Origin of the sequence: Chryseolinea sp. H1M3-3, assembly GCF_029360725.1 — a bacterium.
GTDB lineage: Bacteria > Bacteroidota > Bacteroidia > Cytophagales > Cyclobacteriaceae > Chryseolinea.
In genome coordinates this window covers 1,109,156-1,132,914 of the sequence record NZ_JARKMY010000001.1, presented here as the reverse complement: position 1 = coordinate 1,132,914, position 23,759 = coordinate 1,109,156, and the positions used below count along the sequence as shown (strand labels likewise).

21 protein-coding genes are annotated in these 23,759 nt (G+C 42.0%); 15 read left to right on the top strand and 6 right to left on the bottom strand.

Annotation, left to right across the window (positions count from 1 at the left end; translation table 11 throughout):
• The first annotated feature begins 90 nt into the window (after positions 1 to 90).
• The 11 genes from P2W71_RS04825 (at position 91) to rodA (ending at position 13,763) form a co-directional block, all read left to right on the top strand.
• The gene (locus tag P2W71_RS04825; protein WP_276367776.1) at positions 91 to 1,917 is read left to right on the top strand and encodes a PAS domain-containing sensor histidine kinase; all 1,827 of its coding nucleotides are present in this window, start codon (positions 91 to 93) and stop codon (positions 1,915 to 1,917) included.
• Entirely contained in the window at positions 1,917 to 3,086 is a 1,170-nt protein-coding gene (locus tag P2W71_RS04820) for a hypothetical protein (protein ID WP_276367773.1), read from the top strand. The genes P2W71_RS04825 and P2W71_RS04820 overlap by 1 nt, the downstream gene beginning before the upstream one ends.
• 176 nt (positions 3,087 to 3,262) lie before the next feature.
• Positions 3,263 to 4,273: a ferrochelatase gene (hemH, locus tag P2W71_RS04815; RefSeq protein ID WP_276367772.1), complete on the top strand. Its 1,011-nt coding sequence runs from the start codon at positions 3,263 to 3,265 to the stop codon at positions 4,271 to 4,273.
• Positions 4,274 to 4,366: 93 nt separating this feature from the next.
• Positions 4,367 to 5,509 (top strand): methionine aminotransferase, encoded by a 1,143-nt coding sequence (locus P2W71_RS04810; RefSeq protein WP_276367771.1) that lies wholly within the window; start codon positions 4,367 to 4,369, stop codon positions 5,507 to 5,509.
• 82 nt (positions 5,510 to 5,591) lie between these two features.
• Positions 5,592 to 6,425: an amidohydrolase gene (locus P2W71_RS04805; RefSeq protein ID WP_276367769.1), complete on the top strand. Its 834-nt coding sequence runs from the start codon at positions 5,592 to 5,594 to the stop codon at positions 6,423 to 6,425.
• A 48-nt stretch (positions 6,426 to 6,473) separates the two neighbouring features.
• Positions 6,474 to 8,000: a bifunctional phosphoribosylaminoimidazolecarboxamide formyltransferase/IMP cyclohydrolase gene (purH, locus tag P2W71_RS04800; RefSeq protein ID WP_276367766.1), complete on the top strand. Its 1,527-nt coding sequence runs from the start codon at positions 6,474 to 6,476 to the stop codon at positions 7,998 to 8,000.
• Between the two features lie 208 nt (positions 8,001 to 8,208).
• A complete protein-coding gene (locus tag P2W71_RS04795; RefSeq protein ID WP_276367762.1) occupies positions 8,209 to 9,234 on the top strand; it encodes a rod shape-determining protein in 1,026 nt (341 codons plus the stop codon).
• Between the two features lie 3 nt (positions 9,235 to 9,237).
• Complete coding sequence (gene mreC, locus P2W71_RS04790; RefSeq protein ID WP_276367760.1) at positions 9,238 to 10,077, top strand: rod shape-determining protein MreC; 840 nt, start codon at positions 9,238 to 9,240, stop codon at positions 10,075 to 10,077.
• Positions 10,074 to 10,589, top strand: a complete 516-nt coding sequence (locus P2W71_RS04785; protein ID WP_276367757.1) for a Rod shape-determining protein MreD — start codon at positions 10,074 to 10,076, stop codon at positions 10,587 to 10,589. The genes mreC and P2W71_RS04785 overlap by 4 nt, the downstream gene beginning before the upstream one ends.
• Positions 10,590 to 10,671: 82 nt before the next feature.
• Positions 10,672 to 12,486 (top strand): penicillin-binding protein 2, encoded by a 1,815-nt coding sequence (mrdA, locus tag P2W71_RS04780; RefSeq protein ID WP_276367753.1) that lies wholly within the window; start codon positions 10,672 to 10,674, stop codon positions 12,484 to 12,486.
• A 5-nt stretch (positions 12,487 to 12,491) separates the two neighbouring features.
• A complete protein-coding gene (rodA, locus tag P2W71_RS04775) occupies positions 12,492 to 13,763 on the top strand; it encodes a rod shape-determining protein RodA (protein WP_276367751.1) in 1,272 nt (423 codons plus the stop codon).
• 26 nt (positions 13,764 to 13,789) lie between these two features.
• Here rodA and P2W71_RS04770 read toward each other — a convergent pair whose 3' ends face one another.
• The gene (locus tag P2W71_RS04770) at positions 13,790 to 14,815 is read right to left on the bottom strand and encodes a hypothetical protein (RefSeq protein WP_276367748.1); all 1,026 of its coding nucleotides are present in this window, start codon (positions 14,813 to 14,815) and stop codon (positions 13,790 to 13,792) included.
• A 205-nt stretch (positions 14,816 to 15,020) separates the two neighbouring features.
• Here P2W71_RS04770 and P2W71_RS04765 point away from each other — a divergent pair, with 205 nt between their 5' ends.
• Both P2W71_RS04765 and recO read left to right on the top strand, forming a co-directional pair.
• Positions 15,021 to 15,617, top strand: a complete 597-nt coding sequence (locus P2W71_RS04765) for a thymidine kinase (protein WP_276367745.1) — start codon at positions 15,021 to 15,023, stop codon at positions 15,615 to 15,617.
• Between the two features lie 296 nt (positions 15,618 to 15,913).
• The gene (gene recO / locus P2W71_RS04760; RefSeq protein WP_276367743.1) at positions 15,914 to 16,579 is read left to right on the top strand and encodes a DNA repair protein RecO; all 666 of its coding nucleotides are present in this window, start codon (positions 15,914 to 15,916) and stop codon (positions 16,577 to 16,579) included.
• A gap of 11 nt (positions 16,580 to 16,590) precedes the next feature.
• Here the strand turns inward: recO and P2W71_RS04755 are convergent, their stop codons facing one another.
• Positions 16,591 to 17,310: a Fe-Mn family superoxide dismutase gene (locus tag P2W71_RS04755; protein WP_276367740.1), complete on the bottom strand. Its 720-nt coding sequence runs from the start codon at positions 17,308 to 17,310 to the stop codon at positions 16,591 to 16,593.
• Between the two features lie 77 nt (positions 17,311 to 17,387).
• Between P2W71_RS04755 and P2W71_RS04750 the strand changes: the two genes are divergently transcribed.
• Entirely contained in the window at positions 17,388 to 18,359 is a 972-nt protein-coding gene (locus P2W71_RS04750; RefSeq protein ID WP_276367737.1) for a 2-oxoglutarate and iron-dependent oxygenase domain-containing protein, read from the top strand.
• Between the two features lie 3 nt (positions 18,360 to 18,362).
• Entirely contained in the window at positions 18,363 to 19,643 is a 1,281-nt protein-coding gene (locus P2W71_RS04745) for a chromate transporter (protein WP_276367734.1), read from the top strand.
• Between the two features lie 47 nt (positions 19,644 to 19,690).
• Here the strand turns inward: P2W71_RS04745 and P2W71_RS04740 are convergent, their stop codons facing one another.
• The 4 genes from P2W71_RS04740 to P2W71_RS04725 form a co-directional block, all read right to left on the bottom strand.
• A complete protein-coding gene (locus P2W71_RS04740; protein WP_276367732.1) occupies positions 19,691 to 20,368 on the bottom strand; it encodes an energy transducer TonB in 678 nt (225 codons plus the stop codon).
• Between the two features lie 73 nt (positions 20,369 to 20,441).
• Positions 20,442 to 21,173 (bottom strand): hypothetical protein, encoded by a 732-nt coding sequence (locus P2W71_RS04735; protein WP_276367729.1) that lies wholly within the window; start codon positions 21,171 to 21,173, stop codon positions 20,442 to 20,444.
• A gap of 114 nt (positions 21,174 to 21,287) precedes the next feature.
• Positions 21,288 to 21,629, bottom strand: a complete 342-nt coding sequence (gene ytxJ / locus P2W71_RS04730; RefSeq protein WP_276367726.1) for a bacillithiol system redox-active protein YtxJ — start codon at positions 21,627 to 21,629, stop codon at positions 21,288 to 21,290.
• Between the two features lie 6 nt (positions 21,630 to 21,635).
• Entirely contained in the window at positions 21,636 to 23,747 is a 2,112-nt protein-coding gene (locus P2W71_RS04725; protein WP_276367723.1) for a hypothetical protein, read from the bottom strand.
• Between the last annotated feature and the right edge of the window lie 12 nt (positions 23,748 to 23,759).

Genomic DNA, 23,759 nt, shown 5'->3' with positions numbered 1-23,759 from the left:
TTCTTACAACGATCAAGTATCTTTCGAAGTTTAATTACACTCATTCCTGGCCCTGTTTGAGTTTAAGGTTTTCCTTTTCTTCTACTTTGTATGCAGGATCTTATCAAGCATTTGCCGGCAGTGCTCTACGAGTATGTCATCTTACCTGATGGCTCCAGGCGTTTCGAATTTATTAGCGATGCATGTGAATCAATGTTAGGGCTTCCTGCCCGATCCCTTCTTCATGATGCCCAGACACTAGACTCTATTGTTCATCAAGACGATGTTCAGGATCTATATGAAACGTCAACCACAAGTGAGCGCGCAGGTAAAGAATGGAACTGGCAAGGGAGAATATGGGTTGCCGGAAAAATTAAATGGCTGGAGTTTCGTTCAAATCACGCATTGAAACCCGATGGTAGTGTAATACGAAGAGGCGTCATACAAGATATCACACTCCGCAAGCAACGCATGGATGAAAGCGAAGAGAAGTACCTCGAATCCATTCAACGTTTGCCTATAGGCATCATCATTCACAAAGGCGGTAAACTTCTTTTTATAAATACACAGGCCCGAGCCATTCTGAACGCCGCCGATTCTCTGGATTTGTTAGGTACTTTTGTGATGGATTTTGTGCATCCGGATTTTCACCAGCACATTGTCAGAGGAATGAAAGACGCGACGATGGGCATAACCGGGGTGATGGAAGAACAGAAATTTATTCGCATAGATGGGCAAACAATATATGTTGAAGCAACAACTTTTCCCCTGACTTTCAAAGGTGAAGCATGTTTTCAAATCATCTTCAGGGATGTAACAGAGCGAAAGCAAACCGAGGAACGTACAAAAAAGAATGAGACTTTGTTGGCTCAGCTTTTTCAGAACGTTCCCATCGCGGTAGTGCTACTGAATGATTCTGGAAAAGTAGAACAAGTCAATAAGGGTTTTGAGGAAATGTTTGGTTTTACGTTGACAGAACTTAAGGGGCGGAGTATTAATGATTTTATTGTGCCTGAGGAATTGACTCACGAAGGTGTCGACTTAAATAATCTCATTACGAATCATCGTGTCGTGAGCATTGAAACAGCACGAAGGCACCGCAATGGAAAACTCGTTGACGTGATTTTGTATGGAATGCCGGTAACACTCGAGAATCAAACCATCGGCATCTATGGGGTATATGTTGATATTACGGAACGCAAACGGGTTGAAGAAGAATTGAAAATCAGAAATGGAGAGTTGGATAATTTTGTGTACAAAGTTTCACATGACCTTCGTGCGCCCCTTTCCTCAATCCTTGGACTCGTTAACCTGGCTAAACTTCCCGGCAACACTGATAATCCGATGGATTATATCGACATCATCGGGACTAAAGTAGAGCACCTGGATCATTTTATTGGTGATGTGCTTAGTCATTCAAAAAATCTGAAGATGGAGATCAGTACGGCGAAGGTTGACTTTGAACGTATCATTCAGCAAACCTTTAGCGACCTTAATTATCTCGAGGGCACAAAAGAAATGCGGCGCTCGATAAAGATTGAGGGGATCGAATTTTATAGTGACCCATGGAGAATATCAGAAATTCTTCGAAATCTGATTTCAAATGCGATCAAATACCGACGGTTGGAAAGTGAATTTTCTGAAATAAATATCAAGATCACGACAGACCATCTTCGCACTGAAATAATTTTTTCCGATAACGGTATCGGCATCAGCGACGCCAGCCTGTCAAAAATTTTTGAAATGTTTTATAGAGCGACGGAACAATCGGATGGATCAGGCATTGGTTTATACATTGTCAAAAATGCTGTTGAGAAATTAGGTGGGCAGATATATGTCGCCAGCCGTGTTGGACAGGGAACAAGATTTAATATTATTCTTCCAAATCGAATAAACAACGTAATACACAATACACCTCAAATGCAAGTTGAACAGTAATGAAGATTCAACAAGTCACAACCCCCCGGCTGGTTAAGGAATTTCTACAGCTGCCTGTCAGACTTTATAAAAATGAACCCCACTGGATCCGACCTCTTGATAAGGACATAGAATCGGTTTTCGACAAAGATCAAAATAAAACCTTTCGACATGGAGAGTGTATTCGCTGGATCTTGCTCGACGATAAAAATGAAGCGATAGGAAGAGTTGCTGCGTTTGTTAATCAAAAGACTGTACACAAAGGCAACGACCAGCCTACGGGAGGAATGGGCTTTTTTGAATGCATCGACGATCGGAAAGCTGCGTTTATGCTGTTCGATCAGTGCAAGGAATGGTTGCAAGGAAAAGGTATGGAGGCCATGGATGGGCCTATCAATTTTGGTACGCGCGACCGGTGGTGGGGCCTGTTGATTCAAGGATTTGACAAGCAACCGAACTATCAGTGCAATTACAATTTTTCATATTATAAGGATTTTTTTGAGGCGTACGGATTTCAGGTTTATTTCTATCAGTTTACTTTTTGCAGGCCAGTAAATGATCCTGTGGTACCAAGACTTGCGAAAAAGGCGGCAATTGCTGCCAAGGATCCTAATTATGATTTTCGGTACATCAGTAAAGCTGAAATGCCGCGTTTGGCGGAATACATTCACCATGTATATAACAAAGCTTGGGCTACACGAAATGAGAACCCCGAGCTCAATCTTCAGCAAGCCAAACTGCTGGTTAAACAGATGAAGCCAATCCTTGACCCTAGACTTTTGTATTTCGGATTTTACAAAGGTGAACCCGTGAGCTTCTTTATTTCCTTGCCGGAGATGAATCAGATTTTTAAGTATGTAAATGGAAAATTGGACTGGCTTGGGAAACTTAAATTTGTTTGGCACACATTAATGAAAACCAACCGGAAAGCATTCGGGATTTTATTTGGCGTTGTCCCAGAACACCAGGGAAAAGGTTTGGATGGAGCAATGGTGATGAAAGCAAGAGAAGTATTACAAGAAAAGTATAACCGATACAGTGAGTATGAAATGAATTGGATAGGTGACTTCCACCCAACAATGATTAACGTGGTGAAACAGGTAGGCGCCGAAGAATGTAAAAGACATGCCACCTACCGGAAGCTTTTCGATGAAACTAAACCGTTCAAGCGTGCTCCAATTTTAAAATAGCCTGACAGATTTTTCTTTAATCAAATTTTCCCGGATTTTCGTTGTTAGAGATGAGTAATCAATATTGACGACGCGGAGGCAAAACGAATGGAACCAAGTGCCTGAATGTAGAGTTCTTGGGACAAACATTCCGGGCTGTTTGAGGCATCCGTTTAAGATCCCGACACTTTTTAAAGATGAAAAACAAAACAGGAGTTCTTCTTATTAATCTTGGTACACCAGATAGTCCATCCGTAAGTGATGTACGTTCTTATTTATCTCAATTCTTAAATGATCCGCGTGTAATCGATATTCCTTGGCTACTGCGAAAAATGTTAGTTAACCTGGTCATCGTTCCGTTCAGGGCTCCAAAATCGGCAAAGATTTACAAGAAGCTTTGGACTGCGAATGGCTCTCCCTTGTTATACTACAGTGAAAGGGTTAAAGACCTTTTACAAAAAGATTTGGGGCCGGCGTATGAAGTACACCTTGCTATGCGCTACAAAAATCCGTCTATTCCGGATGTGCTGGGTGTAATGAAAAGAAAAAATTATCAGCGCATCATCGTGTTGCCGCTCTTCCCTCAATATGCGTCCGCATCCACCGGGTCAGCACATGAAGAAGTAATGCGTGTAATAAGTAAATGGTGGGTTATACCCGATGTTTCATTTATAAGTCAGTATTATGATCATCCAGCCTTTATCAACGCAATTGTAGATATCGGTAAAAAGTATAACCACAACGAATACGACCACGTCTTGTTTTCATACCACGGTCTGCCTGAGCGCCATGTTGACAAAGTATATAACGACGGGTTATGCACCGATCATAACTGTGAAAATGAAATTACAGACGACAATAAATATTGTTACAAGGCAACTTGTTATGCTACAACCCGGTTACTGGCTGCAGCTCTGAATATTCCGGCTGCAAAATACACAGTCTGTTTTCAATCGCGGCTTGATGACAAATGGCTCAAACCGTTCTCCGACAAAGTTGTGGAGGAATGCGGGCGAAAAGGAATGAAAAAGATTCTGGCTTTCTCACCTGCGTTTACGGCTGATTGTCTTGAGACAATAATCGAGATTGGAGAAGAGTACCAGGAAATATTTCACCAGAACGGCGGTGACAAGGTGCAGCTGGTTGAAAGTCTCAACGATCATCCATTATGGATTTCTTGTTTAAAGGAAATCGTTTTGGCAAACTAGCGTCACTAAGAACAAAATATTCTTTACGTGAAATCGCATTTGACATTTTGAGTTGTTCTTTGTCAATTGCCACTGGCCAGTACTTATTTCTAAATGAAAATTCAATCTCGTCTTCCGGATGTTGGTACATCCATTTTTACAGTTATGTCAAGGATGGCGCTTGAACACGGCGCCATTAATCTTTCACAAGGATTCCCGGATTTTCCTATCGATCGAAAAATCATTGAACTGGTCCATCAATTCATGTTGGAGGACCACAATCAGTATGCGCCCATGCTTGGGATGCCTGGCTTGAGAGCCGTGATTGCTGACGTGATAAAACGTTCATTTGGCAAACACGTTGATCCTGAATCGGAGATCACAATCACATCAGGGGCAACGGAAGCCATCTACTCAACCATTGCTGCTTTTATTACACCCGGTGATGAGGTGATTGTATTCGATCCTTCTTATGATTCTTACAATCCAGCAATTCGCTTAAATGGGGGACTACCCATCCACCTGAATTTGCAGTATCCTGACTTTTCCGTGGATTGGGACCTGGTTCGGGCTAAAATAACAGCGAGAACCAAAATGATCATTATTAACACGCCGCATAATCCCAGTGGTTCTGTTTTACGAGAGGCAGATCTAAAGGAATTGGAGGCGATCGTGCTTAAACACAATCTGCTGGTGTTAAGTGATGAAGCTTATGAGCGACTAATTTTTGATGGCAATGTTCATCAAAGCGTATTGCGATATCCCGGGCTCGCATCTCAGAGTCTAGCTGTATTTTCGTTTGGCAAAACATTTCATGCCACCGGCTGGAAGATGGGTTATGTCGTGGCTCCTCCATATTTAATGCAAGAAGTTAGAAAGACGCATCAGTTTATCGTTTTCAGTGTCAACACGCCCATTCAGCTAGCCCTGGCAGAATACTTGAAAGTACCAGAACACTACGAGTCCCTGGGCAAATTCTATCAAAAGAAGCGGGATTTTTTTCTTCAACAAATGAGCGGATCGTCATTTGAGCCGCTCGCATGTTATGGTTCTTATTTTCAGATTTTATCTTACAAAAATATCGCTCAGAAATCAGAGGTAGAAATGGCTGAGGAGCTTACCAAAAAGTTTAAAGTTGCGGCAATCCCGGTATCGGTATTTTACCAGGATAAATCCGATCATCATATCCTGCGATTTTGTTTTGCAAAAAAGGAGGAAACGCTCGAAAAGGCGTGCGCCATTCTACGAACGATTTAAATCTGATCCTTAGGCTATTACTCTACTTTTAGTTAGAGAAATTGCTCCTCATTCCTTTTATTTGCGGGCAAATCACGACGCCATGCAAGACTTAAAAATCACCTTAATTCAGTCGGATCTCCATTGGGAAGACCCTGAAGCCAATTTATCCATGTTTGAGGAAAAAATATGGCGAATTAATGGTGGCACAGACGTGATTGTTTTACCTGAAATGTTTACGACTGGCTTTACTATGGCGGCAGCCAGGCTAGGCGAGATGATGAACATGAGAACTTTTAAATGGATGAAACAGGTAGCTGATCAAACCGGCGCATTGATCCTGGGAAGTTACATTGTAAAGGTTCATGACCGTTTTTACAACCGTCTTCTATGGATGGAACCCGGAGGTAATTTTAAAACTTACGATAAACGCCACCTTTTCAGGATGGCAAATGAACACAAGACCTTTGCACCTGGCGAGAGCCTCCTAATTTCTACTTGGAAAGGCTGGCGAATCTGTCCCTTGGTGTGCTATGATCTGCGATTCCCGGTATGGAGCCGGAACCGATGGGATGTAACCACCAAAAGACCAACGTACGATGTGGCAATTTATGTGGCCAACTGGCCAACTGCACGCATCGATGCCTGGAACACTTTATTAAAAGCCCGTGCCATTGAAAACTTGAGCTACGTGGTTGGAGTAAACCGCATTGGCCAAGATGGTAACGGCATAGAATACAACGGCCACTCTTCTGTTATAAGTCCAAAGGGGGAAATCATCTTCACGAATGAAGGTGGTGAGGCAAGTCGTACAGTGGATCTGAACGCCAATTCCCTTCATGCATTTCGCGATCGTTTTCCAGCGTATATGGATGCGGATGAGTTTACCATTGAGTTCGAAGAGTTTGAAGAGCCCTCAGACTTTATCGGCCGGTAATTATTTCCACAGTCCTAACACATCAGTTTAAAATATCTAACCACCATTATGTCTACTTGTAAGATCTCCCGCGCATTAATTTCCGTTTTTTATAAAGACAAGCTTGAACCAATTATTCAGTTATTAGGAAAGCATGGGGTGGAGTTTGTATCCACGGGGGGTACTCAGGAGTTTATTGAAAAATTGGGTTTTACGGTCACTCCTGTTGAACAACTAACGGGCTTCCCTTCTATTTTTGGAGGCAGAGTGAAAACTTTACATCCTGCGGTTTTTGGGGGAATTCTATACCGACGTCAGGATGAGGGGGATTTGAAACAGGCAAAGGAATTTAACGTGGCCCCTATCGACCTCGTTATCGTTGATCTCTATCCTTTTGAGGAGACGGTATTGAAGGGCGGATCAGAAGAAGATATAATTGAGAAGATTGACATCGGAGGCATCTCGCTGATACGCGCAGCAGCCAAGAACTTTAACGATGTCCTTATTGTCGCATCCCGAAATCAATACGAAGAAGTCTTTCAACTGCTTGAAAACAAAAATTGCTCAACCGATGTCTATGATCGTAAAAAATTTGCAGCAATGGCGTTCGATGTTACATCGCATTATGATTCGACTATCTTCAATTACTTCAACCAGGAATTTCAGATCCCCAGTTTCAAAAAAAGTATACAACGAGGAAGAACCTTACGTTATGGAGAGAACCCCCATCAGCAGGGAATTTACTATGGTGACCTGGATGGATTGTTCGAACAATTGAACGGCAAAGAATTATCGTACAATAATCTTGTCGATGTTGATGCCACCATTAGCTTGTTAAAGGAGTTTGATAATGAAACTGCTTTCGTGATCATTAAACATACCAACGCTTGTGGTGTGGCCACAGGCGGAAGTGTTAAAGAGGCATACCTCAAAGCTTTTCAAGCTGATACCATTTCAGCATTCGGCGGAGTTTTAGCGACGAACAGACCTATTGATCTTTCAGCAGCAGAAGAGATCAATAAATTGTTTTTTGAAATTCTGATCGCACCATCGTACGCAGAGGATGCCCTTGCTTTATTGAAAGGAAAAAAGAATAGAATGCTCTTATTGCAGAAAGGTAAGGTTACAGAGACTAAGCAATCAAAGACCATCTTAAATGGAATTATTGAACAAGATCTTGATCTGAAAACGGACGTGAAAGAAGATCTTAAAGTAGTTACTAAGAAAGCTCCGAGTGCTTCGGAGATCAATGCATTGTTATTCGCCAGCAAGATTTGTAAGCATACGAAATCAAATACAATCATTTTAGCGAATGAAGGTCAGCTGATCGCCAGTGGTGTTGGGCAGACTTCACGCGTCGATGCACTGAAGCAAGCGATCGAAAAGGCCGCTGCTTTCGGGTTTTCCTTGCAAGGATCAGTGATGGCATCAGATGCATTTTTTCCTTTTCCGGATTGTGTTGAAATTGCAAGCCAACACGGAGTAGTTGCTGTTATTCAACCGGGTGGTTCAGTTAAGGATCAAGACTCAATAAACTTCTGTGATCAGCATAATATGTCGATGGTCTTTACAGGCACGCGTCATTTTAAGCATTAAGTTTAAGTTGGAGAAAGGCAACATCACTTCGCGATTGTTGATCGCATCGAAGAAAGATGAGGATGGAACTAAATATTCTAAGGTGCCAAAAAACTTACATTTTTTAAGCGATAGTCGATATTTTGGTAAATTAGATGCAACTTTACAAGCGGTTCTCTTCTACGTTAAACTCACAACAATTTTTAAACTTTAGGCAACATTAATATACATGGCATTTTTTGATTTCTTCACCAGCGACATCGCGATTGACTTAGGAACGGCAAATACCCTCATCATCTACAAAGATAAAATCGTGGTCGATGAACCTTCCATTATCGCTCTTGATAAAGTAAACAACAAAGTGCTTGCTATCGGTCGGGAAGCGATGCAGATGCACGAGAAGACCCACGATCATATAAAAACAATTCGTCCTTTGAAAGAAGGAGTCATTGCCGATTTCCAGGCAGCGGAAATGATGATCCGTGGATTGATTAAAATGATTGATACAGGTAAACGCCTTTTCCCACCTTCGTATCGAATGGTTATCTGTATCCCTTCAGGAATTACGGAAGTTGAAAAGCGTGCCGTTCGCGATTCGGCAGAACATGCTGGCGCTAAAGAAGTATACATGATCTATGAACCGATTGCCGCTGCTATCGGAACAGGTATTGACATTGAGCAACCTATCGGAAGCATGATCGTAGATATCGGCGGCGGTACTACAGACATCGCTGTGATAGCACTTTCTGGAATTGTATGCGACCAGTCCATCCGTGTTGCCGGAGATACCTTTAACCGAGACATTCTTGATTATATGCGCAGGCAACATAATCTGCTTATCGGTGAAAGATCTGCCGAACGAGTTAAGATTGAAGTTGGTTCTGCATTGACGGAGCTTGATGACGGACCAGAAGATTATGAAATCCGTGGAAGAGACCTTATGACAGGTATTCCCAAGACAATTAAAATATCATACTCTGAAATTGCTTTTGCGTTAGATAAATCTGTTTCCAAACTGGAAGAGGCAGTGTTGAAAGCGTTGGAAACGTCTCCTCCAGAATTGTCTGCAGATATTTATGAACGTGGTATTTACCTGACCGGCGGAGGTGCTCTCTTAAGAGGATTGGACAAACGGTTAGCATTGAAAACAAAATTACCGCTTCATGTTGCCGATGATCCGCTTCGTGCTGTTGTTAGAGGAACGGGTCAAACCTTAAAGAATATTGCAAAATATCGAGCTGTGTTGATGACGTAAGCCATGGAGAGGCTCTTTCTTTTTGTATATCAAAACCGGGCTTTCTTTACTTTCTTAGCGCTAGAATTAACTTGTGCTTGGCTTATTGTGACGAATAACCAATACCAGGGTGCCAAATTTTTTAATTCCTCCAACGGAATTGTGGCAACCATGAATAACTTTTCTCAAGGCGTAAGAGACTACTTTCAGTTAAGGCAAGTGAATCAAATGCTGGCGGAAGAGAATGCTGCTTTGAAATACAAAATCAATCAGCAACTGCAATACATCGCCGCAGGTGATACAACGGTTGCCATCCGCGATTCAGTGCTGCTTAATCAATATGAATTTGAAAGCGCAAAAGTGGTAAACAACCATGTAGATTTTTTCAAAAACTATATTACCATTGACAAAGGTTCTGACAAAGGTCTGATGCCAGGCATGGCAGTAATCAGTCCGTTAGGAGCTGTTGGCAAGGTAAAACAAGTTTCCGAGCACTTTGCGGTAGTCACATCGTTGTTACATATCGATGTAATGGTTTCCGCGCGCCTGAAACGAACAGAACATTTTGGCACCGTTCAATGGGATGGGCTCGACCCTGATATCGTGCAATTCAAATACATGCCGAGACACGTTAAACCTGCTGTGGGGGATACAGTTGAAACATCGGGTTATTCAATTTTTCCAGATGGTATTATGATCGGAACGATTGCTGAAGTAAACCTGCGCGATGAGGCTTTATTTTATGACTTAAAAGTGAAACTCAGTCAGGATTTTCGGAAGCTCTCCTTTGTAACGATTGTGAAAAGTAATTTGAAGCATGAACAGGATTCTTTAGAACAGGCCATAATCAACGTTGACAAATGAGCCGGATTAGTGTCGTACAAATTATTGCCTTCTTTATTTACCTGTTATACCAGGTGTTGATTCTTCAGAATGTCGTATTGTTTCACACGGCGTTTTGTTTTTTATATGTGGCATATTTGCTTGTGCTGCCCGTTGAAACCAATCCGCTGGCTCTAATGGCAATAGGCCTTGGTATGGGGCTGGCCGTTGATATGTTCTATGATAGTTTAGGATTACATGCTTTTGCCTGTGTGCTGATCATGTATGTACGTAACTATTGGCTAAATAATTTAACGCCGCAAGGCGGATATGATAGCAGTTCTACACCTTCTTTATCGCTGAATGGATTGCAATGGTTTTTGATTTACGCGACACCGCTGGTTTTGCTACATCATACAGTTTTATTTTTTATGGAAGCTGGTGGTTTCGGAATGTTTTGGTTCACAGTCTGGAAAATAATTACTAGCACTTTTTTTACGGTATTGGTAATTTTAATTGCGCAGTTTTTGTTTCCCAGCCGAAGGCCAAGATAAACAGACTGGGATTCTAAATTTTTTGATTGACGAAGAGCTTGGTCGTTACTTTCCTATTTAAAAAACTTATTCGACGATTATTATGAATGAGGGAAGAAGAGAAATTATTCAAATTGTCTTTGTACTGGTTGGCGTAGTCTTCCTGATAAAACTTTTTTTTATACAGGTAGTCGATAGCCGTTACAAACAATTGGCGGACAGCAATGCCATCCGCGCGGAAGTGGACTACCCCGTTCGGGGATTGATAAAGGATCGAAACGGCAAACTGATTGTTTACAACACCCCAGAATTTGATTTAAACATCATTCATAAAGAAGTCAAAAGTTTTGACAGCGCGAGATTTTGTGAGGTTTTCTCAAAGACGCCCGAGGAACTTCGCTTGCTCTTTAAGGAGTTAAAAGCAAGAAGAGAGTATTCTTCCGTAAAGCCGACCATTTTTCTAACGAAACTTTCTACCCTTGACTTCGCAAAAATTCAAGACAATATAGATGAGTTCCCAGGGTTTTATATTCAGGCCAGAAGCACACGAGCGTACACAGCAAAGGCGGGCGCAAATGCTATCGGATACGTCAGTGAAATATCGAAAGGACAATTAGAACGGGATAAAACTGGCATCTATAAACAAGGCGACTACATTGGTCAAAGCGGCATTGAAGCATATTATGAAGAGTTTTTGCGGGGACAGCGTGGTGTACGCTTTAAACTTCGGAATGTAGACGGAGTTGAAAAAGGGTCTTTCAAAAATGGCGCGATAGATACCCTTTCAATTCCCGGTCAAGACATTACAACTACGCTTGACCTCGACCTACAGGAATACGGTGAATACTTATTGAACGGTAAGGCAGGAAGTATTATCGCCATAGAACCGTCAAGCGGTGAGATTCTGGCAATGGTTTCAGGCCCGACCTACGACCCGAACTTATTAACAGGAAAGAATTATAGCTCCAATTATGTCCTTATTAGTAATGATACCAATAAGCCGCTTTTCAATCGGCCGTTGATGGCACAATATCGGCCGGGTTCAATTTTTAAAATTGCTCAGGCCATGGTGGCGCTTCAGGAAAAAGTTATTACGCCTGAGACTCGTTTTCGTTGTGACCGTTCGATTATCAATTGCCATGGACCTCACTCCAATGAAGACCTTCGGGGCGCAATCACGCACTCCTGTAATCCTTACTTTCATGCTGCGCTCCGGAGAATGCTGAATAAAGGGGTATCCAATAACCCCTTTGATGATACTCGAATTGGTTTGGAAGAATGGAACAAACACATTCGGAGCTTTGGATTAGGCAAACCGTTGGGAATAGACTTGCCGAATGAAAAAGGTGGACTAGTTCCCAGCCCGGCATATTACGACAGGGCGTATGGTGGCAGGCCATGGAAATTCTCAAATATATATTCGATTGCGATTGGCGAAGGAGAGAATCTCGTCGTTCCATTACAAATGGCAAACTTTGCAGCGACGATAGCGAATAAAGGGTATTATATCATCCCGCACTTAGTAAAGGCGGTGGGCGAAACCGGGAAGCCGTTGCCAAAGTATATGGAAAAACATTATACCACGATTGATTCGTCGCACTTCCGGGTAGCTGCCGATGCCATGCAACAGGTGGTGGAATCTGGTACTGGATCTTATCGTGGTAAACTTCAAGACATCGTGGTATGTGGTAAGACGGGATCGGTACAAAATGAACCGAGGCCAGATCATTCCGTCTTCATCGCTTTTGCTCCTAAAGAGAATCCGAAGATCGCCGTTTCTGTCTATGTTGAGTATGGCGGTCAAGGCGCGCGCGCTGCTGCATCAATTGCAACGTTGATGATTGAAAAATATTTATATGGCGCCACAAAGCGACCACAAATTGAAGAATATGTATTGCGCGGAAAATTTTTGAACTAAGCCCCGTGAGAAATCAAGAAATCATATCGTACAAAATGGACTGGGTGACGGTGGCATTATATGCCTCCATCGTATTCCTGGGTTGGTTAAATATTTATGCTGTCACTTATGACCAGTCTGCGAATCTATCCATTTTCAGTCTTCAGATAAACTCTGGCCGCCAGCTTCTTTTCATAGCAGGAGGAACAATTATCATTATGGGTATTCTGATCATGGACATGCGGTTTTATGAAACCTTTGCCTACGTGATTTACGGGTTCATTATGTTCTTATTGCTTTTGGTGCCTATCATCGGTAAAGAGGTCGGAGGTAACAAAGCCTGGTTGGGCATCGGTTCATTTGGTGTGCAGCCATCTGAGTTTGCCAAGTTCGCGACAGCGCTTGCGGTGGCAAAGTATATGGGATCCGTTGGATTTAAAATGGATCAAATGAGAAATCAGGTTATACTTTTTGTGATGATCGGCATACCCATGGTATTGATTTTGTTGCAGAAAGATACTGGTACAGCACTGGTCTTCACTGTGTTTACCCTTGTGTTTTTCAGAGAAGGTATGTCGCCATTATTAATCATTATGGGCGTGGTGGCAGCCATTATCTTTATACTTACCCTGCTCGTTAATGAGTATTATCTTTTTACGGCTATCGGTGTGATACTCGTAGCCGCTATTATGTTGGGTAAGAAAAAATGGAAGCGCATAGCTTTCCTCTCGGCTGGCGCATTGCTGATTTGTAGTGTCATTGTCAGCGTTGATTATGTCGTTAACAATGTTTTAAAGCCGCATCAACAAAACCGGGTAAAAGCTTTAATTAATCCCGACGCTGACCCTTTAGGTTTTGGATGGAATGTAACACAATCCAAAATTGCTATTGGAAGTGGGGGCTTTACGGGTAAAGGATTTCTAAAGGGAACTCAAACCAAGTTTGACTTCGTGCCTGAACAAAGTACCGACTTTATCTTTTGCACTATTGGCGAAGAACATGGTTGGCTAGGTAGCTTGTTTACCATGGCTCTATTTATAGGACTTATGCTCAGAATAATTTTTTTAGCGGAGCGACAAAAAAATAGATTCGCTAGAGTATACGGCTATTCCGTCGCGTGCATTTTTTTCTTCCACTTTGCAATTAACATCGGTATGACTATTGGTCTTTTCCCGGTAATAGGCATTCCTTTGCCATTCTTTAGCTATGGAGGATCAGGCTTATGGGGTTTTACAATCCTGTTGTTCATCCTGCTAAAGCTGGATATTCACCGTTCGCAGGTATTGCAAAGAATGTAATTGCAAAAAAAGGAAAGTATTCAGTATCAGTTGCCAAATCTCTTTTCCACCAGTTCCATGAATTCATGAAACTCTTCGCTATCACGATCCCAGGTCGAGGCGTGTTCTTGTTCGAGATAACGCATAGCACCTTTCATATTATCCTGGCGGTCAAGGTGGTCTATGGCTTTGCTGAATAACTCAAAGTCGCCATGGAATAAAACCTTCGTGAACATAAATTTCTGATTGATTGTCAAGCTGTCTTTAATTTTGGCAATCCTTTGAAAATTATCCGCTAAGGTTGCCTTTGACGGCTTGGTCAAACTGTCGTTTATTGAAGCATTTTTCGGTGGCGCTGTCTGATTAGATTTTGCTGGCTCAGCTGCTTGAGGTTGAACCTTTTGAACGGGGGGTGGGGGCGGCGGTTCGTTTATTGGGCTCTTTTCAACATAGAATTTGTTAGCGTCCAGGGGCACTATTGCTGAAAATTTTTCCAAATAAGAATCAACATCTTCAGGGTTAAAGTTGACTTCCTCGAGTATCTGATCCAGAATGGCAAAAGCTTCGTTGCCGGAAATTTCGGAAACACCTTTTTCTATTAATTTCTGCAATAATCTGTCCAGAGGCCCCTTATTAACTTTAATGTACTTCATCTCCTCTTGAAATGACGCAACCTCTAGCCTATTGTTTTTACCCGATATGATCATGGAGAAAAAATCGTAAGGATCAAAGACGGCCATTAACGTCTGATTAACCGCATTTTTAAAGAGAGGTGAAAAATTATCTTTATTGATGGCAATGTTGTTTGATAGCGTATCCATTAAGGATTGAAATGCTTCTTTAACGTCCGGACTCTCATAATTAAAGTATGGGCTTTTCAATTTCTGTGTTTCGTCCTTCCAGCTTTTGAAAAGGTCTCTCACAACAAAAAGATTTACCTGTTGAATGTTGCTAAGGGACAAAATTTCCGGACCTGTGATTTTATCTTTTGAGGAAAAAAATGTTTTTAACACCTTTTCAGCGTATGCATCACTATATCTGGAGATCGATTCAAGACTTATCTTTTCGTCCATGAGGGTATGGTCTTAACAAAGAGTAAAGTTAATGGATATTCAAGAATGTAAACAGCCAATCGTCGGGTTGCCGTGTATTAAAAAGTATTGATCTGACAAATTTTTTATCTTCCCTCACAACTCCTGCAATAAACACTTTAAATATGATACATGCTTTTTGTCGTTTCATACGACACAATTGCATTCTAACTTCTAAATTTAGTTCATGTTTATTGAACCACATATCGGCTCCAGGTTAGGGCGAGAGCGCACTGGCTGGATTGAGGTTATTTCCGGATGTATGTTTTCCGGAAAGACTGAAGAGCTTATCCGCAGGCTCAACCGGGCGATTATTGCAAAACAGCGGGTTGAAATCTTTAAACCAGTGCTCGATAAACGTTACCATCACGAGCAAATCGTGTCGCATGACGATACCTCCATCCGGTCGACGCCGGTAAATTTTGCCAATGATATCTTCTTGCTTGCTGGAGATTGCGATGTAGTAGGGATTGATGAAGCACAATTTTTTGATGAATCGATTGTTGAAGTGTGTAACGCCTTAGCAAACCAGGGGAAGCGGATTATTGTGGCCGGCCTGGATATGGATTATGAAGGTAAACCCTTTGGACCAATGCCTTATCTGCTCGCTGTTGCCGAGTTTGTAACAAAAGTTCATGCGATCTGCGCCCAAACCGGCGAACTTGCATCGTTTTCATTTCGACTAACACACCACGAATCGCAGGTATTGTTAGGGGAAAAGAAAGAGTATGAAGCCAGAAGCAGGAGAGCTTTCAACGAAGGGATGATGAAGCGCAAAAAATGATTCAAATTAAAAGTATTGGAGCTTAGCTTGAAATAATTTGAAAAGGGAGTTACATTTTTTTGAACCCGCCTGGACATAAATCGCCGGTCGGACTGAATGGCATACAACGGATGGGGTAGTTAAATCCCCTGCGCAGTTCTGGCAAAATCGTTCGGGATTCACGTCACGTCTCACCGGGCGGTATACTTGTTAGTTTTACAACAAGTGAAAATGTTGTGGAAAAGATTGCTGTCGGTGAATAGTCTCCCACGACATGACGCGCATTCATTCTCAACGCTAATTTGTAACTTTCATCCATGCTGCATAAGACGACTGGGGTTGTGTTTCGATTTACAAAATATGGTGAGACCTCTATCATCGTTACATTATTTACTGAAATGTTCGGCTTACGAAGTTATATCGTTAATGGCGTCCGTAGCAAATCAGCAAAGAGCAAAATCGCATTATTCCAGCCGCTAACCTTACTCGATCTTGTTGTATACCATCGCGAACATGCAAATATCAATCGTATTAAGGAAGTGAAATGCCTATACCCTTACCGTACAATTTCGACAGACATAAAAAAATCAGCCTTGATGATGTTTATTGCTGAGGTGATCAATAAAACAATTAAGGACGAGAGTCACGCGCAGGAACTTTGTCAGTTTCTCATCCGCTCTTTTATTACCCTCGATGAAATGAGTGAGCAAACGGAGAACTTTCACTTGCGTTTTCTCTTGAGGCTGAGTCGCTTTTTAGGATTTGGAGTCTATAATGTGAATGAGCTACTGGGCACCAGGATGACAAGTGTTGACATTGAGCAAATTCTTGAAAAACTTTTGAAATCTGATTACACAGAAACCGTGTTGATTCATAACAATCAAAGACGAGAGATCCTTGAATTGTTACTCAAGTTTTATGCTGATCACATGGATAACCTTGGAGAAATGAAGTCGATACAAGTGCTTCGGGAAATTCTTTGAGCGTTAAACGCTTAAGCTAATCGTTTAGCAACCTCGTCCCAGTGCACCACATTCCACCAGTTAGCCACATATTCATTGCGCTTATTCTGGTACTTTAAATAGTATGCATGCTCCCAGACATCGATACCAAGAATTGGTGTTCCTTTAATCTCACTGGTATCCATTAATGGATTATCCTGATTGGGTGTTGATCCGATTTTTAATTTACCATTGTCATTCACAAGCCAAGCCCATCCCGACCCAAACCGAGTCATTGCGGCCTGTGTAAATTGCTCTTTAAATTTTTCAAAGGAGCCGAACGAGCCGTTTATCGCATCTGATAACTTGCCCGCAGGTGCCTTACTTTCACTGGATGGATGCATTACTTGCCAGAAAAAATTGTGATTCCAGGCACCCCCACCGTTATTTTTTGCTTTCGCAGAAAGTTTAGAAGCGTTTTTGAAGAAATCTTGTTCAGAAGCGAATGAAATCTTATCTGCGGCAATGGCTTCATTGACATTTTTGATATACGCCGTATGATGTTTGTTATAATGAATATCCATTGTCATGGCGTCAATGGACGGTTCTAATGCGTTATAACCATAAGGTAATGCAACCTGAGAGAATTGAAGTGCGGCAGTTGGAGACCCTGTTGTTGGACGTAAAGCAGCCGCCCCAATAATGGGCGATCCTATAGCTATTGCGGACGCTTTGAAGCTGGTTTCAATAAATTTTCTCCTTGAAGTCTTCATATACTGGGGTGGTTTTGATTAAAGTAAAATTACTTAAAAATATTTAGCTTGCGGAAGCTTCATAAATGACCTGAACTATGCAAGAGATATTATATGATATTATCCCTTCCCTTGATTTGGATGATTTTTATAAGGGAAACGCGTCAAGGAAGCAAAAGTTTGTCAAAACGCTTGGTGAAGCATATAATAATATCGGATTTGTCGCTATCAAAAATCATTTTCTCACATCGGAGTTGCAGCATCGCCTTTATGATGCTATCAAAAAATTTTTTTCGTTGCCGGATGATATCAAGAAGAAATATGAACTCGGTGACATAGCCGGCCAGCGGGGTTATACTAGCAAAGGCAAGGAGCATGCTAAAGGGAGAAACACAGGTGACTTAAAAGAATTTTATCATGTTGGCCAAGAGCTGCCGCCTGACGAGTTAAAAAAAGAAGGATATCCTCCAAATGTGTGGCCAACCGAAGTCCCCGAATTCAAATCGGCTGCATTGGACGTTTACAAAGCATTAGAGGCGACAGGAACACAGATGTTACGTGCTATCGCTTTGTATCTCGATTTACCAGAAACGTATTTCGACGACAAAATCAAAAATGGTAATAGTATTCTCAGACCGATTCATTATTTCCCAATTGAAAATCCGATGGCTGTTCCTGCGGATGCTGTACGCGCAGCAGAACATGGCGATATAAATCTCATAACTTTGTTAATGGGTGCGAGTGCAGACGGCCTTCAGGTCTTAAGAAGGGATAGCAAATGGATTCCAATTACTGCTTTGCCTGACCAACTTGTTGTAAATGTCGGAGACATGTTGGAGCGCCTTACCAACAAAAAATTAAAATCGACAATACATCGCGTGGTCAACCCGCCGAGAGAATTGATGAACACACCACGTTACTCCATTCCTTTTTTTATGCATCCGAGATCAGAGATGAGCTTAGCTGCATTGCCCGGTTGTGTCACTCCCGAATATCCAAAGCTTTGGGAGGATATTAATGCTGGCGAATTTCTAGATCAACGCCTTCGTGAAATTGGTTTAAAAAAATAACTTTTGGTTCGAGATAGCCGTACGCCGATAGTAATCCAACGCGTGAAATATCATGTATTTCTTCGGGATATACTCACGCTAGCTTTGACTGCATTCGGAGGCCCCCAAGCTCACCTGGCGTATTTTAATAAACTTCTTGTTGACAAAAGAAAATATTTGACGGAGGATGAACTAATGGAGATCAACTCATTGTGTCAAATTCTTCCAGGCCCTGCGTCAACACAGACCTTAACTGCTATTGGGTTCAAGATAGGCGGGCCCAACCTCGCTTATTTAACATTGTTGGTCTGGATACTCCCAGCAGTTACAGTTATGATGATTGCAGCCATGATCATGGCTAGTATTCAGCAAAAAAACTGGTCAACTGATTTCACGCGTTTTATTCAGCCGATGGCGGTGGGATTTGTAAGTTATGGAGCTTACACGATTAGTTTAAAAACTATCCGAACGAAGACAGGCTTGGCTATCTTGATAGTTGCCGCTGCAACATCCTATCTCTTCCAGACTCCTTTTATTTTTCCGCTCATTTTGTTGGGGGCAGGGTTAGTCACCGCGCTTAAATATAAAAATCAACCGAAGGAAGAAAAACAAAAGGTTGTGGTGCCGTGGGCAAATTTCTTGCTTTGGATCAATGTGCTAATTTTCGCGGCAATTTTAGGCGCGGCTACCAAGTCATTACCCGTTAAGTTATTTGAAAATTTTTATCGGAATGGTAGCCTGGTTTTCGGCGGAGGGCAAGTACTCGCACCGTTGCTCTACACGGAATTTGTAGAGGTTCAGGATGGCGAAGATGTAAATAAGGCTTCGAAGTTGAAAGCGAAGATCAAACAGAAATACGCACCCAAACCCCTCCATCATCCTACATCGCATAACGAATTTTTGTCGGGATATGCTGTGGTCCAAGCATTGCCCGGCCCTGTATTTGCCTTCAGTGCATATATAGGAGCGTTATCCATGCGTGATTATGGTACCGGTGGTGAAATTATCGGCGCGCTAATGTCTGCCCTAGGAATTTTTCTTCCAGGCACTTTTCTTATTTTCTTTGTTATTCGATTTTGGGATAGTCTAAAAAAATACCGTGCCGTACGCGCATCGTTAGAGGGAATAACTGCTGCAAGTTCAGGGTTAGTATTGGCTTCTGCCGTAATTTTGTTTCAACCCCTGGCCAATACATTTCTGAATTTTGCCTTCACAATTGTAACCTTTGGTTTGCTAACTTTTACTAAGATACCATCCCCACTCATTATTGTTGGAGGATTGGTGTTGGGATTTCTTTTAAAATAAAAAGCCCCTAATTTCTTAGGGGCTAGTATAAATTTTCTGGGCTACTTTTATCCAAGTTTGAAAGAAATGGGAAGAACCATTCTTTGTCTAACTGGTTTACCTCTTTGTTTTCCTGGCTTCCATTTTGGAGCTGATTGCAATACACGGACAGCTTCTTCATCACATCCGGCGCCAATACCTTTAATTGCCTTTACATCCGTAATGCTTCCGTCTTTTTCAATAACGAATTCAACGAAAACCTTTCCTTCTATACCCATTCTTCGAGCTTGAGCAGGATATTTTAATTTCTTACTAACAAACTCATAAAATGCAGGCATGCCTCCGATAGGAGCTGCGGTTTCTTCAACCACAAGGAAAACCTGATTTGGATCTTCTTTTTCTTCTTCAACGGGCTGAATTTTAATTTCTTCAACCTTGGTTTCTTCCGTTACCTCGGTATCCATATTAATTTCTATTTCCTCTTCAATCTTCTTTTCATCAGGAACTTCAATGATTTGAGGTTGCTGAATTTTTGGAGGAGGAGGAGGTAATTGCTCCGTTGGCGGTACTTCTAAAATTTCTTCCTCAACAGCGTCCTTATCGCCTAAATCTTTTACAGAAGTATCATCATATACACGATAAGAGAACGCCATGATAGCAAGTAGTAAGCTGGCCACCATACCAATAGTGAAAAACAAGAATGATTTTTTGGTAAGGTCCGCTTTGTCAGTCTTCTTCGGTTCCATAGGTTAAGTATTTTTAACAATTAGAATGTCAAATATAAAGAAAGGTCACACTTTTAATAAAATTTTTTGCCGGCTATTTCCGGTTTCCGTAAAAAAGTGTCAAGAAGAGGGTGGGATACACTGAATAATTCTTACTGGTCGGCACTATTTCAATTTTTTTGGTATAGACGTCCAACAAAAATCCAGCTTCAAAACCTGTTACTTGACTCTTGATTGTGCCTAGTTCAAAATTCAGTGCTGCCTTAACATTCGCGCCGGGTACAATCTTCGATTCTCCTAACCCCTCAAACACCCTGCCGGTTCCGCCAATATCGCCTATGCCGATAGAGGGATTGTATTGCGTTCTCACGCTTACCATATCATTGTTGTTTGGAAAGTATTCCACATAATATGGTGCAACTACGCCAATAGTAGGCCCCACAGCAAAAACGCCTTTTATTTCTGCCCCTTGTTGGGGCGCTTTTTTAAATAAGATTAAGTCGCGGCCGTACTGCAACCGAACCGCATAGAGGTAATTAGACTTGCCATAAATAAAGAAGTTACCAGTCCTTGATGAACTTCGACGCACCTCTTGAGGGTGTTTAACATTCATGAGCTCCAATCCAAAAGTCTCGAGGACCCGGTCATTTAATTTGCGGGCTTTTTTAAATACAAGTCCCCCGATCAAACCTCCGGAAGTGTTTTTATTGACGCCCCAAATGAATTCCGACTGATACTCATAGCTGTCTTGCGTTTGAGCAAAAGCGCCCGAAACCAGGAAAACAAAACAAAAGGTGGGGATTAATAACTTCTCGAGGCGCTGCATTCCAAAAGCCAATCTTTACAATAAATTTAGAATATTAATTTTCTAACACAAATATTAAGTCCAAAGTTATTCAACATGCCGCCAGGGTAGAACTATTTTTCTCAGAGATAGTCCTTAAGTATGGACTATTTCTTTGATACTTTGATAATCTATGGCCATGTGGGACTGATCATAGATAGCTTTTTCGTTTTCTATAATAAGTACTTGGGGTGATTCATGTTCAACATTAAAAACGTGAGCAATGCGGTTTGAGATTTCGCGATAGGTTATTAAATCGAGAAAATAGGGCTTTACGCCTATCATTTCACCTTCAATCCAGTTTCTTTCGAGACGATCTAAGGCCATACGGCTAATCGAACATCTCGAACTATATTTAAAGATAAGAATCGGGCTTTGTTTCGACTCCTCCCTGATCTGATCGATCTGACCAATTGATTTAAGTTCACTCCACTTCATAAATTCTTATTCGTACCACATTCCATCTTCACCTTTATCGTAGCGGGGTTTCTTCCCTTTCTCTTTTAAATGATCAGGTTGGGTATCTTGTTTTTTAAATAAACGTGCCCACCATAGTTTAAAGTTCGTCAACATGTCCTTTTCTTCAGACACGTTGTTTTTGTTTGTTTTTATGAATTTGGTGTCTGGATGAAATTCGTTATTCCGTTCAAACAATTTGAACTTTTGCATTTTTATATTTCCCTGATATGCAGAAGAGCGAGCAAAAGCTTTGCTGGGTTCCCGGGTTTTCAAAGCTTCGTCAGCACTGCTTGGGTTCCTTACGTAGTTCCAGGTTCGTTTAACACCGCGTGCATATTCGCTCGCCTTGACAGAAGTTTTTGATGGTTTTATTCCAGGAAGCGACCCTTCTGCAGCATGCGGCTTCTTACCATATTCCTTCTGCTTTAATCTCGCCTGCAATTCTCCTGCCTGTGCATCGGCTTTAGAAGGCTGGAGTTTCTTTAGGGCATCGTCTGCAGTATTTTTATTGTCCACATACTTTCTTCGCTGAACTTTAACCTGCAAGCCTTCAGCTTCAAAAGCCCGTTTATCCTGGCGTTTCTTTTTAATGGATTCCTCAGCGGCGTATTGGTTTTGCACATAATTCTTTTTGAACTTTTTCAGCTTGATATAACCCGTAAAGCGTTCACCTTGATCTGCAAACCCAGGATGTAAATCGAACATTCTGTTACGTCCCGGGTACCCGCCAACTTTTTTTGCATCCTGCGAATATGTTTTACCCGGAATTGGAGCTTCCTTATTATTCCAAAGTTTCCCACTCACACTTCCACCACCTTTTTGAAGCCGTTTGGCTTTGAGATTGCCCTGATAAAGTGCCACGGCCGCACCCTTTGGCGTTCGACTTTCTAATGGACGCCCCTCATTATTCCAGGTTCTACCGCTGATGCTGCCTCCTCCCTTCATAGGCGGCTTCCGTTTAATTTTTCCTTGGAAGTTTATCCCATCGGCCCCCATACCAGGATTCCGTCGTGGAAGCGGCTGTAAGCCAGGTCTTGTTTCACCTGAACGGGATGCTGATTTAAACCAGCCGGCCTTTCCGGAATATGCCCGGTCACCGAATCGATCTCTGTTCTTTCGCGTGGGTAAAATAGGTGTACCTTCAATTGATTTTTTGCTGGAGAAATTACGTCCCCTAATTCTCCTGCCGGCAAGATCGCCTTGCCAGGCTTGTTGCCTTTGTTTTGTTGCTGAGCGATAGCCACCCAATGGTTGACCACCGTAAGGTTTATCACCCATCTTTCCGCGGCCATGATAAGGCTTAAAGGTTGGGGTTACCACACCAGCGCGCGGTGTTTCAAAATTCTTTTTTCTTAAAGGCCTTCCTGAAATATCTCCCTCGTAAGCTTTCTCTACTTTACGTTTTGGCCGTGGGAAATTGGCATACACATTAATACTCTTTCGGAAAATTCTTGGCGGTGAACTTTGAAGTTTTTTTACCCTCGCCAAAGTGCCGCGATTTGAAACTGCATTTTGGGTTGACCTTGGAGTTTTTGACGGATTATTCACGTAACGTCCTTCCTGTGGATACACCTTCCGTGCACTTGCCGGCGTTTGAATTTTCTTTAATCGCGCTAGCGTGCTTCGGTTAGAAACAGCATTTTGATTTGATTTGGGTCGACGGGACGGATTGTGAGAATAACGGCCATACTGCGGATAAACATTTTTATTTCGTGCAGAAGCTGACTTAGCGCGGATTTTGTAACCCGCAATATCGCCCTTCCACGCGTTCTGGGTATTTTTTGGCTTTGTACCGGCTATAGGACGAATAGGCCTCCCGGATCTTTCTCCCCCTTTGGCTCGTCTCCGCGGAGTATAATTTCCGGCATTGCTGGCAACCGACTGCTTCCGTGCGGATATCCTTTTACCAGGTTTCCTCTTTTGTCCTGTTTTTTTCGAAGGCGATTTAACCCGGCCTTCTCGCTGGCTGGCTGGCCTATCACCCTTTGTATTTTGAGAAAAGGAAGGAAGGGCAAACAACAATAGGAGCAGCAAAAAACCAATGACCTTAAATGTCCTGGAATAAAAATGCATTCTATTGGTATTCTTAGCGTTCAAAAAATGGCATTA

Coding starts and splice junctions, on each gene's coding strand:
- P2W71_RS04740 (WP_276367732.1), bottom strand. CDS start 20,368: ATGGAACCGAAGAAGACTGACAAAGCGGACCTTACCAAAAAATCATTC.
- purH (WP_276367766.1), top strand. CDS start 6,474: ATGTCTACTTGTAAGATCTCCCGCGCATTAATTTCCGTTTTTTATAAA.
- P2W71_RS04750 (WP_276367737.1), top strand. CDS start 17,388: ATGCAAGAGATATTATATGATATTATCCCTTCCCTTGATTTGGATGAT.
- recO (WP_276367743.1), top strand. CDS start 15,914: ATGCTGCATAAGACGACTGGGGTTGTGTTTCGATTTACAAAATATGGT.
- mrdA (WP_276367753.1), top strand. CDS start 10,672: ATGAATGAGGGAAGAAGAGAAATTATTCAAATTGTCTTTGTACTGGTT.
- ytxJ (WP_276367726.1), bottom strand. CDS start 21,629: ATGAAGTGGAGTGAACTTAAATCAATTGGTCAGATCGATCAGATCAGG.
- P2W71_RS04795 (WP_276367762.1), top strand. CDS start 8,209: ATGGCATTTTTTGATTTCTTCACCAGCGACATCGCGATTGACTTAGGA.
- P2W71_RS04825 (WP_276367776.1), top strand. CDS start 91: ATGCAGGATCTTATCAAGCATTTGCCGGCAGTGCTCTACGAGTATGTC.
- P2W71_RS04805 (WP_276367769.1), top strand. CDS start 5,592: ATGCAAGACTTAAAAATCACCTTAATTCAGTCGGATCTCCATTGGGAA.
- P2W71_RS04810 (WP_276367771.1), top strand. CDS start 4,367: ATGAAAATTCAATCTCGTCTTCCGGATGTTGGTACATCCATTTTTACA.
- hemH (WP_276367772.1), top strand. CDS start 3,263: ATGAAAAACAAAACAGGAGTTCTTCTTATTAATCTTGGTACACCAGAT.
- P2W71_RS04770 (WP_276367748.1), bottom strand. CDS start 14,815: ATGGACGAAAAGATAAGTCTTGAATCGATCTCCAGATATAGTGATGCA.
- P2W71_RS04820 (WP_276367773.1), top strand. CDS start 1,917: ATGAAGATTCAACAAGTCACAACCCCCCGGCTGGTTAAGGAATTTCTA.
- P2W71_RS04765 (WP_276367745.1), top strand. CDS start 15,021: ATGTTTATTGAACCACATATCGGCTCCAGGTTAGGGCGAGAGCGCACT.
- P2W71_RS04755 (WP_276367740.1), bottom strand. CDS start 17,310: ATGAAGACTTCAAGGAGAAAATTTATTGAAACCAGCTTCAAAGCGTCC.
- mreC (WP_276367760.1), top strand. CDS start 9,238: ATGGAGAGGCTCTTTCTTTTTGTATATCAAAACCGGGCTTTCTTTACT.
- P2W71_RS04735 (WP_276367729.1), bottom strand. CDS start 21,173: ATGCAGCGCCTCGAGAAGTTATTAATCCCCACCTTTTGTTTTGTTTTC.
- P2W71_RS04785 (WP_276367757.1), top strand. CDS start 10,074: ATGAGCCGGATTAGTGTCGTACAAATTATTGCCTTCTTTATTTACCTG.